At 39.2% G+C, this 15503-nt stretch carries 14 protein-coding genes; 6 read left to right on the top strand and 8 right to left on the bottom strand.

What is annotated here, in order from left to right; translation table 11 throughout:
- Positions 1 to 48 precede the first annotated feature (48 nt).
- The 3 genes from ACFSR6_RS08735 to ACFSR6_RS08725 are packed head-to-tail and all read left to right on the top strand — an operon-like array spanning position 49 to position 3427.
- Positions 49 to 1863 carry a hypothetical protein gene (locus ACFSR6_RS08735; protein WP_379077730.1) on the top strand — a complete coding sequence of 605 codons (1815 nt, stop codon included), beginning with the start codon at positions 49 to 51 and terminating at the stop codon, positions 1861 to 1863.
- A gap of 50 nt (positions 1864 to 1913) precedes the next feature.
- Positions 1914 to 2471 carry a LemA family protein gene (locus tag ACFSR6_RS08730; RefSeq protein WP_379077729.1) on the top strand — a complete coding sequence of 186 codons (558 nt, stop codon included), beginning with the start codon at positions 1914 to 1916 and terminating at the stop codon, positions 2469 to 2471.
- Positions 2471 to 3427 carry a DUF3137 domain-containing protein gene (locus tag ACFSR6_RS08725; RefSeq protein ID WP_379077726.1) on the top strand — a complete coding sequence of 319 codons (957 nt, stop codon included), beginning with the start codon at positions 2471 to 2473 and terminating at the stop codon, positions 3425 to 3427. Before ACFSR6_RS08730 ends, ACFSR6_RS08725 begins: the two co-directional genes overlap by 1 nt.
- 87 nt (positions 3428 to 3514) lie before the next feature.
- On the opposite strand, the gene ACFSR6_RS08720 is transcribed toward ACFSR6_RS08725, so the two are convergent.
- From ACFSR6_RS08720 to gltX, 8 genes are all read right to left on the bottom strand, one after another.
- Positions 3515 to 3880: a response regulator gene (locus tag ACFSR6_RS08720; RefSeq protein ID WP_379077723.1), complete on the bottom strand. Its 366-nt coding sequence runs from the start codon at positions 3878 to 3880 to the stop codon at positions 3515 to 3517.
- A 20-nt stretch (positions 3881 to 3900) separates the two neighbouring features.
- Positions 3901 to 4485 (bottom strand): chemotaxis protein CheB, encoded by a 585-nt coding sequence (locus tag ACFSR6_RS08715; RefSeq protein WP_379077720.1) that lies wholly within the window; start codon positions 4483 to 4485, stop codon positions 3901 to 3903.
- A complete protein-coding gene (locus tag ACFSR6_RS08710) occupies positions 4470 to 5288 on the bottom strand; it encodes a CheR family methyltransferase (RefSeq protein WP_379077718.1) in 819 nt (272 codons plus the stop codon). The genes ACFSR6_RS08715 and ACFSR6_RS08710 overlap by 16 nt, the downstream gene beginning before the upstream one ends.
- A gap of 3 nt (positions 5289 to 5291) precedes the next feature.
- On the bottom strand, positions 5292 to 5663 hold the full coding sequence (locus ACFSR6_RS08705) for a response regulator (protein ID WP_379077715.1): 372 nt from the start codon (positions 5661 to 5663) through the stop codon (positions 5292 to 5294).
- 15 nt (positions 5664 to 5678) lie between these two features.
- The gene (locus ACFSR6_RS08700; protein WP_379077712.1) at positions 5679 to 9269 is read right to left on the bottom strand and encodes a response regulator; all 3591 of its coding nucleotides are present in this window, start codon (positions 9267 to 9269) and stop codon (positions 5679 to 5681) included.
- Between the two features lie 18 nt (positions 9270 to 9287).
- Positions 9288 to 10421 (bottom strand): sensor histidine kinase, encoded by a 1134-nt coding sequence (locus tag ACFSR6_RS08695; RefSeq protein ID WP_379077709.1) that lies wholly within the window; start codon positions 10419 to 10421, stop codon positions 9288 to 9290.
- 104 nt (positions 10422 to 10525) lie between these two features.
- A complete protein-coding gene (gene ypfJ / locus ACFSR6_RS08690; protein WP_379077707.1) occupies positions 10526 to 11368 on the bottom strand; it encodes a KPN_02809 family neutral zinc metallopeptidase in 843 nt (280 codons plus the stop codon).
- Positions 11369 to 11531: 163 nt separating this feature from the next.
- Complete coding sequence (gltX, locus tag ACFSR6_RS08685) at positions 11532 to 13040, bottom strand: glutamate--tRNA ligase (RefSeq protein WP_379077705.1); 1509 nt, start codon at positions 13038 to 13040, stop codon at positions 11532 to 11534.
- 223 nt (positions 13041 to 13263) lie between these two features.
- Here gltX and ACFSR6_RS08680 point away from each other — a divergent pair, with 223 nt between their 5' ends.
- Genes ACFSR6_RS08680 through ACFSR6_RS08670 form a run of 3 tightly spaced genes read left to right on the top strand, consistent with a single transcriptional unit; the run spans position 13264 to position 15374 of the window.
- Positions 13264 to 14472: a sensor histidine kinase gene (locus ACFSR6_RS08680; RefSeq protein WP_379077702.1), complete on the top strand. Its 1209-nt coding sequence runs from the start codon at positions 13264 to 13266 to the stop codon at positions 14470 to 14472.
- Positions 14453 to 14962, top strand: a complete 510-nt coding sequence (locus ACFSR6_RS08675; RefSeq protein ID WP_379077699.1) for a DinB family protein — start codon at positions 14453 to 14455, stop codon at positions 14960 to 14962. The genes ACFSR6_RS08680 and ACFSR6_RS08675 overlap by 20 nt, the downstream gene beginning before the upstream one ends.
- Positions 14952 to 15374: a hotdog fold thioesterase gene (locus ACFSR6_RS08670; RefSeq protein ID WP_379077696.1), complete on the top strand. Its 423-nt coding sequence runs from the start codon at positions 14952 to 14954 to the stop codon at positions 15372 to 15374. Before ACFSR6_RS08675 ends, ACFSR6_RS08670 begins: the two co-directional genes overlap by 11 nt.
- Positions 15375 to 15503: the final 129 nt, after the last annotated feature.

The following is a 15503-nucleotide window of genomic DNA, read 5'->3' as shown; positions in this document are numbered from 1 at the left end:
TGTTTATAACCGTATATTGCTGGTAAAACCACAGCCTCTCATTTTTTGATGCCTGATACAAATAGAAACCGTTATAAAGCTTTTAAATGGATTTCGGGTATATTACTCGGTATTTTTATTGTACTGGCTGGTTTAACCTGGTTTTTAAACGTAAAATCGCGGCCAATATTAACCGACAGGATAAAAACACTCCTTTATAAATCAACAGACAGTTTATATACAATAAGTTTTACCAAGATTTCTACAAATGTAGTAACAGGTAATGCTACTTTGCAAAATGTAAAAATAAGGCCTGATACCAACCGGTTTAAACAGCTTATTTCCCTAAAAAGAGCACCGAACAATCTTTATAGCATTTCATTAAAGAAACTGGTGGTGAAACGTTTCCACCCTTTAACCTTGTACCGGGAAAAAAAGCTGCAGGTGGAGGAAGTTGTTTTTGATAAGCCAGAGGTAACCATGGTTAACCGGCAGTTTCCTTTTAATGAAGGCCGCGCACCCCGACCGATTAAATCGCCCTACGATATTATCTCCAAAAACCTGAAGGAATTTAGCATAAAAACCATCCGTTTTAAAGATGTAAGCTTTAAATACATAAATAAAAACGTTCCCAATTCGTTACCTTTCGATATTGACGACCTTAACATAACCCTAACCGATCTTTTGGTAGATTCTACCTCTGCTGATGATCCCAGCCGGTTTTACCTGCTTAAAGATATTACAATCAATCTTAACAACTATGTGTACCGTACACCCGATAAAATGTACGATATTAAGCTGGATCAACTCGATTTTAGGGCTACTACGGGCAAACTAAGGGTAAATAGCTTTGCATTGGTTCCCTTATACGATGAAATGAAATTCGGCAAAGTTGCAGGTTACCCCAGAGAACGTTTTGATATTGGCATGCGCAATATCATACTCAACCGTATCGACTTACCGCTCTACATCAGCAAACAAGAACTCTGGGCAAAAGAAATGGCCGTTTCTAATGGTTTTATATCTGTTTTTAACCAAAATGGGGCCCTGAAGAAGCCACAGGAGAGTAAGATTGGAAAATTTCCGCATCAGCTTTTACAGCGGCTTAAAGCGCCCATACTGGTACAGAAAATTCAGCTGAAGGATATAAATGTTACCTATTCGGTTTTTAACCACGAAAGCAACCAACGAGGACGGATTAGTTTTGAAAACACCTCCGGAATTATAAAAAATGCCACCAACCTTGATAATATTAAAGCCATAAACCCGATAATGGAGGTTAAGCTTAACACTTACCTTTTCGGACAGGGAAAACTTGATGTAAATTTTAATTTTAATCTTACGGCCAAAGATGGAGAATTTTCTTACAATGGGGTTTTGCATAATTTTAACGCCAGGGTTTTAAATCAGATTACCAAACCGCTTGGCCTGGTACGCATTAACCGTGGTAATGTAGATAAGCTGAAATTCAGTTTTAAAGCCAACGATTTTGGTGCCAAAGGAAGGGTGGCCTTCTCTTATTATGATCTTTCTGTGGCCCTGATGAAGAATGATCCTGAAAAAGATCATTTAGTTACCCGCGGATTTCTTTCATTTTTGGCCAATGCACTCATTATCAAATCCGAAAACCCGGGCGCCGACGGTAAGTTGAATGCAGTAGATGTTGATTACAGCCGGCCATCAAACACCTCATTTTTTAACCTGATCTGGAAGAGCCTTTTTACAGGGATAAAATATAGCATTGGCATTACCGAAGAAAAACAAAAGGAAGTGCGGCAGCATATTGCACGTTTTAAAGCTATGCGTGCCAGTCATAACCTACGGGTTAAAAAAAGATTGGAACGTCGCTTGCAAAGACAACGGGAGCAAAATGAAAAACGGTAACATTCTGTAACCTTTTCTTATCTTTATTCTCTAAACCTTAAACTAAAATTATGATTATTGCCCTCGTTATTATAGGATTCATCTTTCTTGTTGGGATTTTCTTTTACAACTCGCTTATCGGAAAGAAAAATCAGGTAACAAATGCCTTCTCGGCCATTGATGTAATGCTTAAAAAACGGTTCGACCTGATTCCAAACCTTGTTGAAGTGGTAAAACAATATACGTCTTACGAGCAGGGAACTTTAACTAAAATCGTCGAACTGAGGTCGAAAGCAAGCTCACCAAACATCAGCAATACAGAAAAAGCAGAATTAGATGCACAATTGAGCAGCAATGTAAAAGGTTTAATGGTTAACATCGAAAATTACCCTGATTTAAAGGCCAATACCAATTTTATTAACCTGCAAACTACCTGGACCGAAAGTGAAGAACAGATTGCAGCTGCCAGAAGAGCTTACAATGCTTCAGTAACCGATTACAACAATTCGATTATGATGTTTCCGGGCAGTTTATTTGCAGGGATGTTAAACTTCCAGGCGATTGCCGTTTTAGAAACCGCAGCAGAAGAACGCAAAAACATTAACGCAAGAGAACTCTTTAATCATTAATGCTATTGGATATTGCAAACAATGCGGCCTTACAACAAGTTCTGGCTGCAATGGAGATCACGCGCAAAAGAATTGCAGCTACCCAAACCAAAGGTTATATTTTTATTGTAGCCGGTATCATACTTTGTATTTTGGGCTTCATTTTGGGGTTCCCTGTTACCGCTATAATTAGTGGCTTAATCCCTTTAATTTACGGGGGTATTTTATTATTTAACATCAACGATTCGTTAACCGCTTATCAAATTGCCTACAAAACCAATGTAATTGGTGCTGCCCTTAAATTTTTAGACGAAAGCTTATCGATTAACCCCGATCAGGGTATTGAAGCTTCGGAATTCATGTACACACAGTTATTCAGTACTGAGCCCGACCGTTATAAAACAGAGGACCTGGTAAGTGGAAGTGCCGATAAAACCCGGTTTTATTTTGCTGAAGTACATGCCGAATATAAAACAGTAACCCAAACAAAAAACGGAACCCGAACAGAGTGGCACGACATTTTTAGAGGAATAATATTTGCAGCCGATTTTAATAAGAAATTTAATGGCGTAACCCTCGTGAGGCCAAAAGATTTCGGAGCAGCTTTTGGTGCATGGTTTTCAAAAAACCTATTTTCTTTTGGCAGTAACCAGGTTATTCAATTGGAAAATGTAACATTCGATAAGACCTTTGTCACATATGGTTCAGACCAGGTCGAATCCAGGTATATCCTTACCCCTGCGCTGATGGAACGTATACTAAACCTCAATCATCAAACAAAGCATACCATCAGTTTATCCTTTATCGAATCGAGGATGTATATCGCATTCCCATTAAACCGGAATTATTTTGAAGCACCTGTTTTTAAGTCGCTACTAAATCCTGAAACTGTAGATCAAGATATCTCCACCATAAAGTTTATGTATGATATTGTTAAAGAGCTGGATCTGAATACAAGGATTTGGGGGAAAGAATAAGCCGGTTTTTTGTGAAATTGGGCAAAGGGTTTTATAATTTTAACAGTAGAGGCTATTGCTTTACCAGGCGGTTAAATAATAAAAACATTAACTCAAATGTTTCTTTACAATTTCTTCGAGTGCAGCAATATCAAACGGTTTGGATAAGTAACTATCAGCACCAGCTTCGTTAGCTAATGCAGATATATCATTATTGGCCGAAAAATAAATAACCGGAATATGCTTTAAATATGGGTGGTTTTTTAATGCCTTAGTGGCTTGTATCCCTCCCAGATCGGGTAACCAATTATCCATAAAAATTAAATCCGGCATGTATGCAGCAACCTGTTCTTCTATATTATTGGCATTTTCAGATGTTTTTATCTCATACCCGGCATCTTCCAAAATAAATGTACAGAGATCAAGGATATCCCTGTTATCATCAAAAACAAATACCTTCTTTGCAACTATCATATTAACCTCCCGAAAAGCAATTAATCATTTAACTTATTTATATAATCTGCCATATCATGGCTATCCAATACCACATGTGGCTCAACATTCAGAACAGCCTGTTGCGGCATATAGGGCATTATTGCTGTATATGGGTTCTGTATAACCACCCTTCCCTTAAAATTGTTTACACTTTTTAATCCTTCTACCCCATCTGCATTGGATCCTGAAAGTAAAATGCAGACTAATTTTTCTTTAAAAACCTCGGCTGCTGATTGAAAGGTAACATCAATTGATGGCCGGGAATAATTTATTTTTTCTGAATAATCTAAAGATATACTTTGGTCTTGCTCTATCAGCATATGATAATCTGCAGGCGCAATAAAAACTTTACCCGGGCTTAAAAACTCCTTTTCATTTGCCTCGCTAACAGCCAAATTAGTACGTGATTTTAATAAATCGGTTAAAAGAGATTCGTTACTTGCCTTACGGTGTACCACTAACACTATAGGAAAAGGGATATCATTCCGAAGGGCAGGAAAAATTTCGAGCAATACATCTAAACTACCGGCCGAACCGCCAATAAATAAAGCGGCACAGGGCATAGCATCTATAGTTTCCGCCATATTTTCTCCATTTTAACCCTTTTGTACTCTTTGGCTTTTGGCCAAAACTCTAAACTTTCTTTGCTTCCGAGCGCAAGGTAGCCTAATTTCTCGATGCTGCCATCAAACAGGTTAAACACCTTATGCTGCAGTTCTTTATCGAAATAAATTAATACATTTCTACATAAAATTAGCTGAAATTCATTAAAAGAATGATCGGAAACGAGATTATGCGTAGAAAAAATCATTTTACTGTTTAAACTTTCATCAAATTTGGCCAAAGAATAGTTCGCGGTATAATAAGTAGAAAAATCTTTTAAGCCACCCGATTGCAGGTAATTTTCGGAATATTGTTTTAGGTAATTTAGCGGAAACATCCCTCTTTTTGCTTTTTCTAAAACCGATGGATTAATATCAGTAGCATAAATAAGTGATTTATTAAGTAAATTAAGCTCTTTTAAAACAATGGCAAGCGAATAAGCCTCTTCTCCTGTAGAACAGCCTGCCACCCAAATCCGGATAAATGGATAAGTGCCCAGCACGGGAAGCACATCATTACGCAAAGATTTATAAAATGAAGGATCGCGGAACATTTCGGTAACATTAACCGTAATCTCCTCTAAAAACCGCTTAAAATATTGCTTATCAGTCTTAACTGTATAGCGAAATTCGGCAAAACTGACAAAATTATCCAGTCCGTAAAGCCGTATAATCCTTCTTTTTATTGATGCATGAGAATATGCCAGAAAATCATAGCCGTGAGTTTCTAACACATCATTCAACAGAATTTCGACCTGTTCGTTATTTATTGCATCACTTATCACCTGTTATTTTGTAAAATTTTCTATTTGCATTAATAACTCATCAACATTTATCGGTTTTGAAACATAGCCTGATGCCCCTGCGCTTAAGCAGCGTTCCTTATCGCCCACCATGGCCTGGGCGGTTACAGCCAATACAGGAATATCGCGCATTTTAGGCGATTTTTTCATTGCTGCAATGGCCTGATAACCGTCCATATCCGGCATCATCATATCCATAAGAACAATGGCAACATTGCTGTTCTCTTCTAAAATAGAAAAACCTTCCTGGGCACTTATTGCAGATAAACAATCGAAGCCTTTGGCCTTTAAAACAGCTTTTAAAGCAAAAATGTTTCGGCTATCATCATCAATTATTAGAATCAATTTTTGAGGCATAAAAATAAAAATAGGTTATGATTTATGATGATTTTCGTAAAGCCAGACACGCAAAAGCGAAATCAACTGGTCCATATCAACCGGTTTGCTAATATAATCAGACGCACCCGCAGCAATACACTTTTCACGATCGCCCATCATGGCTTTAGCTGTTACGGCCAAAATAGGCAGGTTACGGTATTTTATATCCTGCCTGATGGCTGTTGTTGTTTCATAACCATCAAGCTCAGGCATCATCATATCCATTAAAACTACATCAACTTCCGGATTTTCGTTCAATAACTTAAGTGCTTCTTTACCATCGGTAGCTGCCACCACTTTCATTTGGTGCTGCTCCAGCATTTTAGTGAGCGAGAAGATATTCCGCACATCATCATCGGCAACCAGCACCGTTTTTCCTACCAGTACATCCTGTAGTTCGGAGAATTTTTTAGGCGTTTTGCTTTTTTCTTTGCTCTTTTCTTCAACCAGATGAAGGAATAAGCCTGCCTCATCTAAAATGCGTTGGTAAGAGTGTGCCGTTTTTACCACAATCGAATCAGCATATTGTTTAATGCGGTTCTCTTCGCCTTTTGAAAGGTTTTTACCCGTAAAAATAATAATCGGGAGGTTTTCCAATCCGGGAGTTTTCTTTACCATTTCAAGCGTTTCGTAAGCATGTTTATCAGGGATACCCATATCCAGAATTACACAGTTCACTTCTGGCTTATGTAAAGCCGAAACACTTTCCTTTACCTGGTTAACAATTTCTGTCTGGATATTAAAATTGCTTAAAAAGTAGCTTAATGCTTTGGCATGTTGCTCATTTTCTTCAACAATGAGTACTTTTTTAGGATGACGGCTTAAGGCATGCTCCAGTTTTGAAAAAATCTCTTGCATGTGCTCAAAGGCAAAAGGCTTATTTATAAAATCTACCGCACCTTTTAACAAACTTTCTTTCTTAACCTGTAGGGAAGACATAATGTGTACCGGAATGGGGCGTGTTGATGGATCCGATTTCAGTTCTTCCATTACCTGCCAGCCATCTTTAACCGGCAATTGGATATCAAGTAAAATGGCAAGCGGCTTAAATATTTTCGCCATTTCAATCCCCGCATCGCCACGAACGGCAACCAAACCTTTATAATTTCTCTTCCGTGTAAAATCTAAAAGTGTTTTAGCAAAAGGTGTATCATCTTCAACGATTAAAATTACCTTATCATCAGGCTGAATATTATCGCGGTCGTCTTCAATCTCCTGCGGGATATTTTCAACCGTTAGAGGGTTCGTTTTCTTCACCACAGGCTCTGCCGGAGCCACTATTTCAGGCTTTTCTAAGCTGGCAACCACCCCATCAAAACCTTTATTTTTATCGATCGGAAGGGTTAAAGTAAATGTACTTCCTTCGCCCTCCGTACTTTTTAAATCGATATAACCACCCAGTAATTTGGCCAGCTCCCTACTGATGGATAGCCCCAGTCCTGTACCTCCAAATTTTCGACGGGTAGAGCCATCTGCCTGTTGAAAAGCTTCAAATACCATTGCCTGTTTCTCAGGTGCAATACCTACTCCGGTATCGGTAACTTTAAATACCAATGCCCCTAACTTTTCGTTTTTACGAATGTTTAGGCTTACCGTACCTACAGTAGTAAATTTAATGGCATTTGACAGCAGGTTTTTTATAATCTGCTCTAAACGCATTTTGTCGGTATGAAAAAATTCAGGAACCCCGTCTGATTTTTCGACAACAAAGTTCAGGTTCTTATCTTTAGCCAAAGGATTAAACAGCGAACGCATGTTAAGGATAACCTCATCAACTTTAACATTGGTCCTGTCAAGTTCCATTTTTCCTGCCTCTATTTTAGAAAGGTCTAAAATTTCGTCGATTAAACTTAAAAGACCCTGACCTGAGCTTTGAATAACCTCTGCATATTCCTGGTGCTCGCGGTCCATAGACTCATTTTCGGCCATCAGCCTTGATAACAATAATATCGAATTAAGTGGTGTTCTTAACTCATGCGACATATTGGCTAAAAACTCAGATTTGTACCTTGTGCTCAGTTCCAAAGCTTCTGCCTTTTGCTGAATTTCAATATTCCGTTCTTCAATCAGCTCATTTTTTTCTTCCAATAAGCTGCTTCTTTCTTCCAGCTCCTGGTTGCTTTGCAATAGCTCCTCCTGCTGTACACGTAATTCTTCTTCGCTGGCCTGAAGTTTCTGCGCCTGCGCTTCCAGCTCGGCATTTAACCCTTCCAATTCATTGTGCTGAACCTGTAACTCTTCCGATTGTGCCTGAGTTTCTTCCAATAAGTGCTGAAGCTTTTGCCTGTTCTGTGCGCCCAATAATGCGGTTCCCACATCAGATAAAACCAATTTTAAAAAGTGTAGTTGCAGATCGCTGTACTTACCAATGGTACCTAACTCCAACCCGCCTATTGAAATTTCATTTCTGATAATTGGAAGCACAATTATTTGTGCCGGTTTAATATTCCCCGTAGCGTGTGTAATGGTTAACTCGTTCTGTGGAACATCATCTAACAATATTGGTTTACCTGTTTTAACCACCTGGCCAATTAAGCCCTGGCCAAGTTCTATGGTTTGGGTTAGGTTTTGTTTTTGCAAAGCATATTGCCCTTTTAAATGCAGGTATCCATCATCTTTAAATAAATATAGCGCACCAACCTGGCTTTTGGTATAATTGGCCAAAAACTCTACAATATCTTCTGCCAGGTGGAAAACATCTTTTTCGCCAACCATTTTTACGTTTAAGTTAGCTACACCGGTTTGCAACCATTCATTTTCTTCTAAAATATTGAAAGATTTTTTCAGCGATGATGACATTGCATTGAGTGACTCAGAAAGCTCGCCAAGATCATCCTGGATCTGGCTATCGAGCTTTACTCCATAATTACCATTGGAAATTTGATAGGCAATTTCTTTAATGGCAGCAATGCGTTTTTCAATCTCATACTTCTTATCTTCCATTTCTTTTTGAAGCCTAACACGTTCATCGAAATCGATTGATACCCTTCGGTAAAAAAACAAAGTGATCAAGATGGCAAGCAATGCTGCAATTAAAATTAGTATTGGGGTATAAGACGTAAGTTTATTTAATTCTTTGGTTCTCTCTTCAAGCAATCTTTTCTCTTCGGTAATGATGTTGCTTACAATAGACCTGGCCTCATCCATATAAACCTTTCCCTGAAACAGCACTGTGGGATCAACAACACCGCCTAAAGATTTGATCTCTATGGTCGATTTAATGATATTCATCCTTTTCACAAGAATATTTTTAAGCGCGGCTATATTTTTTCCCTGAACACTGTTATCCTTCGTATCGAGCTCAACTTTTTTTAGTATTACAGCAGCCGAATCACTTGCACCATAATAAGGTGCTAAAAACGTCTTGTTTCCGGTTAATAAAAACCCGCGCTGACCAGTTTCGGCATCTTTTAAATAGGATAGGATATTCTCTGAGTTTAAAATAACCTCATCACTGTGTTTAACCAGATCGGTGCACTTAATAAGGTTGCCAATACTTATATAGGAGGCAAGCGAACTGATAAACAGAATAATTAGCGATAAGCCAAGGCCTAAACGTAAATTATTTTTAAGAGTTGTTTTCATTATATGGATTAAGGATAATTAGATTTGATTTTTAAGAATTTCTTCTTCTACAGTGGGGATGATAAAATAAAACTCGGAGCCTTCGCCGGGCACACTGTTTACCCCAATTATGCCTCCGTGGCGGGTAATAATTTCCGAACAGATGTATAAACCTATCCCCAGGCCATTAAACCTGTTGTTGTTGTCTTCTACGCGATAAAATTTATCAAAAATCTTGTCTTGCTGCTCTTTTGAAATACCTATTCCAAAATCCTTTACTGCCAGGTAAAGTTTTTGATCTTTAACATTCATAGTTACATTAATCTGGTTGGTACCCGGGGCATATTTAATGGCATTGGTAATAAAATTGATCACTACCTGCTCCAGGCGCATTTCATCACCAAATATCATTTCGTCTGATTTACCCAGCTTTCTGATGTTAAAATCGGGGTTAGATTGCTGCAACATTTCGATTGCATTGTTTACCATGTTATCAGCACAAAAACTTTTCATATTAAACTTCATCTTTCCGCTTTCAATTTTAGAAATATCAAGCAGGTCGACAATTAATTCGTTTAATTTTTCAAGCTGGGTGCTGGCTTTTTCGAGATGGTTCTGGGCCATGGTCTTATCATCTCTGTTAAGGCTGCGCTGTAGCAATTGGATATATCCTTTTACACTTGTTAAAGGTGTTTTTAGCTCATGGCTGGCAATGCTGATAAATTCGTCTTTTTTGTGTTCAGCCTGTTTTCTGAATTCAATTTCTTCAAGCAATTTCTCCTGCACCTCGTTAAGTTTTCTATTCTGCTCGTAAATGCGATAAAATGTTTTTATTTTAAGGAGCAGTACATTGATATCAACAGGTTTGGTAATATAATCCAATCCTCCGCTGAGGTATCCTTTTGTAATAAATTTTAACGTTGTATTTACAGCAGAAAGAAATATAATAGCAGTATCTTTTGCCTTACTGAAACCTGAAATGGCTTCTGCCACCTCAAAGCCGTCCATATCTGGCATCTGTACGTCCAGAATAATCAGGACGTAATTGTTTTTAAGAACTTTTTTCAGCGCTTCTTCGCCAGATGATGCGGTATCAACCTCAAAATTGTGTGTTTGGAGTACTTTCTGTAACGAGATCAGGTTTTCTGGCCTGTCATCAACTATAAGGATCATCTTTATTAAAAAAAATAAGAAGCCGGGATAATTATGTTTGGTTTCGAGATAAAAATCTCGTTAACTGTAAACAAACAATGTGGGTTTAAAAAAGTTTTAACTTTTTATAAATTATTTGAATTAAAGGTATCGCCCTGCCTGATATCACCGGTTTCAAAGCCTTTTTTAAACCAATACATGCGCTGTTCGGAGGTACCATGGGTAAAAGAATCGGGCTGTACACTGCCTGTAGCCTGTTTTTGCAATTTATCATCGCCAATGGCATTTGCAGCGGTCAGTGCTTCTTCAATATCACCCTCATCTAATTTAAAATCTTTAAGGTTTTGAGCATTGTGTGCCCAAAGTCCGGCAAAAAAATCGGCCTGTAATTCTAATTTCACCGAGAGGCGGTTATATTCTTTTTCACTAACCTGGCCACGTGCCCGGTCTAGTTTTTCTGAAATTCCCAATAAATTTTGGACATGATGGCCAACCTCATGCGCAATTACATAAGCCTGGGCAAAATCTCCGGCCGCTCCAAAACGGTTCTTCAGATCATCATAAAATGATAAATCGATATAAACTTTATGGTCGCCAGGACAATAAAACGGACCAACATTGGCGCTGGCATTTCCACATGCGGTTTGTACAGCATCACGGAACAGCCTTAATTTTGGATATTCATATTGCCTGCCCATGGCCTGGAATTCTTTATCCCAAACCTGCTCTGTAGATTCTAAAACACCCGATACGAACTGTGCCTGCTGATCGTTAGCGGGTACGCCCTGCCTAACCTCTTCTGTGCCTGTGGTAGCCGGAATCTGACTAACAAGACCGGTTAAATCCTTACCAAATATTAGTCCGAGCACTACGATTATGATACCCACACCGCCACCAAGGATGGTTTTTCCACCACCGCCGCTTCTGCCGTCTTCTACATTATTACTGCCTTTACCAAACCACTGCATAATTTACTTTTTAGTTTAATGAATAACCTTAATTATGGGAAAATTGTTATACTAAAGTATAAATTATTTTTATTGATTTATTCTTTTGAGTTGTGGCAAAAAAAGAAGCTAAGCTTAAAGCTTAGCTTCAGGTATTTATCTTCTGTATTCTCAGGAGAGTATACTAACTATTAAAAAGAGCAATTGCTTTTGTTATCCTTGCTTTAGTTTCTGCAGTGCCCAATAATACGGCTATGTCAAAAACGCCCGGACCAAATTTACCACCCACCAGCATAATGCGGAAAGGCAACATCAATTCACCTGGTTTAAATCCTTTTTCTTCAGCGAGTGCTTTAAATGCTGCTTCAGCAGAGACGGCGTCTTTTAATGTTAAACCACCAGCAAAGTCATCAAAGAAACTGGCCTTTTCTGCTGTCCATTTTGGTTTTACCGAATTCAAGTCATATTCTGCAGGTGAGGCAAAAAAGTAATTGCTTTGTGCCACAAAATCGGGCAGTAAAGTGCAGCGGTCTTTAATCAGGTCGATAACCGCATGTAAAAAAGCATCATCATTAACTCCGATACCTGACTTTTCCAGTTCTGCTTTAACGCTCGGCGCCAAGCGCCCTGCGCTTTCTGATTTAATCCACTCATGGTTATACCATTTGGCTTTTTCGAAATCGAACTTAGCACCTGCTTTACTAATTCTTTCTACAGAGAATTTTTCTTCCAGCTCTTTTAGTGTGAATAACTCCTGGTCGGTACCGTCGTTCCAGCCTAAAAGTGCCAGCATATTGATAAAAGCTTCAGCCATGAAACCCATTTCTTTAAATCCCTTCGTTACATCGCCTGTTTTAGGGTCGGTCCAGTTCATGGCATAAACCGGAAAACCTAATCGGTCGCCATCCCGTTTACTTAATTTTCCATGTCCATCCGGCTTTAAAATTAAAGGTAAATGTGCCCATGCTGGCATATCGGCTTCCCAACCTAAATATTTCCAGAGTAAAATATGAACCGGAGCCGATGGCAACCATTCTTCTCCCCTAAAAGCATGACTAATTTCCATTGCCTTATCATCTACAACAACTGCTAAATGGTATGTGGGCATTCCATCGGCTTTTAACAACACCTTATCATCAACCAACGAAGTTTCGAAACTTACATCCCCGCGGATTAAATCGTTAAAATGTACAATTTCATCTGCAGGTACTTTAATCCGCACTACGTGGGGGGTTTTAGCGGCTAATAATTCTTCTACCTCACTCACGGTAAGTGTTAAAGAATTCCGCATCTGCATGCGTGTAGCCTGCCCATACTGGAAATTTGGGATTTCTTTCCGTTTAGCTTCTAACTCTTCAGGGGTATCGAAAGCGTAATAGGCATAACCATCGCTAATTAACTGTTCGGCAAATTTACCATAGCTTGGTTTACGTTCGCTTTGGCGGTATGGTCCGTAAGCGCCCGGGTTATTTGGGCTTTCATCTGGTGTAATGCCGCACCAATCTAAACAGTTTACAATATATTGTTCTGCGCCCTCTACAAAGCGGTTCTGATCGGTATCTTCTACACGAAGTACAAAAGTTCCATTATTTTTTTTGGCAAATAAATAATTGAACAAGGCAGTACGCACGCCGCCTAAATGTAAACCTCCAGTTGGGCTCGGGGCAAATCTTACTCTAACTTTTTTATCCATGATTGAATTGTTGAGCGGTTAGCGTGAGGCGTGAGACGTATTAAAACACCTATCGCCATACGCAAAGCGCAAGACGGCACAAAGATATGTTTTTCATCCATTTTATTGTGTTTTCATCTGCAATGAAGCGATTATGCATTCGGGATGATTGTTCGAGGTTTTTAAAAAGCATAATGGTTTTATGTTTTTTTCGTTTTGTTATTGTAATTTGGCTAGCTAAAGCATGAACCCTTATCAAAAGAAACGCCGCTGGAAGTTTTTCCTTCTCATTTTCGCCATTTTAATTGGCATTGCCTCGGTATTCTACACCGATTCTTTTGTAAAAAAAATGGAACGAGAAGAGGCAGACCAGTTTCACCTTTGGGTGAAAATACAGGAACGGGCCATGTTTCTGTATGACAATGATGATTATCGTACTATCGTAGAAACGGTGAGAAAAAACACCAAAACCCCTGTAATCATGACAGATTCGGCCGGAATCATCACTTCTTTTAACGGCCTCGACAGTACAAAAACCAATTACCCCATTTCAGATGCCAAATTAACTTACGATAGTCTTTATTTTGTGCGTCAGTTAAGACAGATGAAAGCACAGCATCCACCTGATCAGATGAATATTTTTGGCCGGAAATTTAAGGCTTACTACCGCGATTCTTTCATTTTAACACAGTTGAGATATTTCCCATACATCCAAATGGGTGTTATTTTCCTTTTCCTGTTAACTGCTTATGCAGCATTTAGCTCGGCCAGAAGGGATGAGCAAGACCATGTTTGGGTGGGTTTAGCTAAAGAAACTGCACACCAGCTAGGTACGCCGATATCATCACTCATGGCCTGGACGGAACTGATGAAATCTAAGTTCGATGCAGAAGATGATCCGCTCATTGCCGAAATGGAGAACGATATTAAACGCCTGGAAATTATTACCGACCGTTTCTCTAAAATTGGTTCAAAACCGATACTCGAAGACCATACAGTTTATATCGTTATCAGCGATTTTATCCGCTATTTTAAAGTGCGAACGTCAGACAAGGTTAAATTTAACATTACCGGCGATGAACAGGTAAGGGCCATGTTAAATGTTCCGTTATTTGATTGGGTGATTGAAAATCTTCTGAAAAATGCGGCAAACGCCATCGAAAACGAAGGTTCGATTTCGGTTAATATCATAGAAAATCTAGCCAAAGAGCAGGTATTTATTGATGTAAGCGACACCGGAAAAGGTATTCCAAGATCTAAGTTTGATGCGGTTTTTCAGCCCGGCTATACCACGCGCAAACGTGGTTGGGGCTTGGGTTTATCGCTCACTAAACGGATTGTAGAAAATTACCACAGCGGAGAAATTTTTGTAAAAGACTCTGAGCTGGGTAAAGGCACAACTTTTAGAATAATATTAAAAAGCAGTTTAAGATATGAACCGACCACAGCCTAACGAATATCCAACCTGGGGCGAAACCTATATCAGTAAGGTTGACCGAGATATTTTCGAAATTCTAAATGATCAGATCCAAACTCTTCCGGCTCTGTTCAGGGCGAACGCCGATAAGGCCAATTATGCTTATGCCGAAGGGAAATGGACGCTTAAAGAAATGCTGGGCCATATTATCGATACAGAGCGTGTATTTGCATACCGCATTACCTGTTTTGCCCGCAAAGAGCAACAGCCCCTACCTGGTTTCGATGAAGACGATTATGTACTCAATGCCCGCTTTGCGCAACGTGATCTGGAAGACCTGATCGAAGAGTTTATTGCACTTCGCAAAGCCAATATTTATCTTTTTAAGTCTTTAAATGAAGAAGAACTGGAAAGAAAAGGAATTGCTTCGGGCAGGGAAATTAATGTAAAATCGATCTTATTTATTGTTGGTGGCCACATTATCCACCATGTTGGGGTTTTAAAAGAACGTTATCATGTGGTTTAAAGATTTTACTGTTGAAGAGCTGAACAACCGCCCCAAAAACCATATCGGCGCACTGTTGGATATTCAATTCACCGAAATCGGGGAAGATTTTATTACGGGCACCATGCCTGTTGATGAGCGGACGCATCAACCTGCAGGAATTTTGCATGGCGGCGCCTCGGTAGTTTTGGCCGAAACCCTAGGCAGTATTGCCTCTTATATGTGCGTCGATCCTGAAAAGTATATGGCTGTTGGTTTAGAAGTAAATGCCAACCACCTCAGGCCCGTAAAAAGCGGCCTGGTAAAGGGCATTTGCAAACCACTGCACATAGGTGCCAAAACGCAGGTTTGGGAAATTAAAATTTACGATGAGCGGGGCAAAATGAATTGCATAAGCCGGTTAACGGTGGCCATAATTGTTAAGCCGCAGTAAACCTGGACTGCCCCCAAAAAGTTGGACACTTTAATAGGAGCATTTTATGAGCAGAAAAATTAAGTATAGTCTGGAATTTAAACTGGCTATCATCGGTCAGGTCTTAAGTAGAGAGAAATCTTTGGTTTC

It is taken from the genome of Pedobacter vanadiisoli (assembly GCF_042684385.1).
In the GTDB taxonomy this organism is placed as follows: domain Bacteria; phylum Bacteroidota; class Bacteroidia; order Sphingobacteriales; family Sphingobacteriaceae; genus Pedobacter; species Pedobacter vanadiisoli.
This window is presented reverse-complemented; position numbering and strand designations above follow the sequence as displayed.

What these genes read in the sequence shown, in the direction of transcription:
- ACFSR6_RS08725 (WP_379077726.1), top strand. Translation starts at nt 2,471, where the DNA reads ATGCTATTGGATATTGCAAACAATGCGGCCTTACAACAAGTTCTGGCT.
- ACFSR6_RS08695 (WP_379077709.1), bottom strand. Translation starts at nt 10,421, where the DNA reads ATGATCCTTATAGTTGATGACAGGCCAGAAAACCTGATCTCGTTACAG.
- ACFSR6_RS08675 (WP_379077699.1), top strand. Translation starts at nt 14,453, where the DNA reads ATGAACCGACCACAGCCTAACGAATATCCAACCTGGGGCGAAACCTAT.
- ACFSR6_RS08670 (WP_379077696.1), top strand. Translation starts at nt 14,952, where the DNA reads ATGTGGTTTAAAGATTTTACTGTTGAAGAGCTGAACAACCGCCCCAAA.
- ACFSR6_RS08680 (WP_379077702.1), top strand. Translation starts at nt 13,264, where the DNA reads ATGAACCCTTATCAAAAGAAACGCCGCTGGAAGTTTTTCCTTCTCATT.
- gltX (WP_379077705.1), bottom strand. Translation starts at nt 13,040, where the DNA reads ATGGATAAAAAAGTTAGAGTAAGATTTGCCCCGAGCCCAACTGGAGGT.
- ACFSR6_RS08720 (WP_379077723.1), bottom strand. Translation starts at nt 3,880, where the DNA reads ATGATAGTTGCAAAGAAGGTATTTGTTTTTGATGATAACAGGGATATC.
- ypfJ (WP_379077707.1), bottom strand. Translation starts at nt 11,368, where the DNA reads ATGCAGTGGTTTGGTAAAGGCAGTAATAATGTAGAAGACGGCAGAAGC.
- ACFSR6_RS08730 (WP_379077729.1), top strand. Translation starts at nt 1,914, where the DNA reads ATGATTATTGCCCTCGTTATTATAGGATTCATCTTTCTTGTTGGGATT.
- ACFSR6_RS08735 (WP_379077730.1), top strand. Translation starts at nt 49, where the DNA reads ATGCCTGATACAAATAGAAACCGTTATAAAGCTTTTAAATGGATTTCG.
- ACFSR6_RS08700 (WP_379077712.1), bottom strand. Translation starts at nt 9,269, where the DNA reads ATGAAAACAACTCTTAAAAATAATTTACGTTTAGGCCTTGGCTTATCG.
- ACFSR6_RS08705 (WP_379077715.1), bottom strand. Translation starts at nt 5,663, where the DNA reads ATGCCTCAAAAATTGATTCTAATAATTGATGATGATAGCCGAAACATT.
- ACFSR6_RS08715 (WP_379077720.1), bottom strand. Translation starts at nt 4,485, where the DNA reads ATGGCGGAAACTATAGATGCTATGCCCTGTGCCGCTTTATTTATTGGC.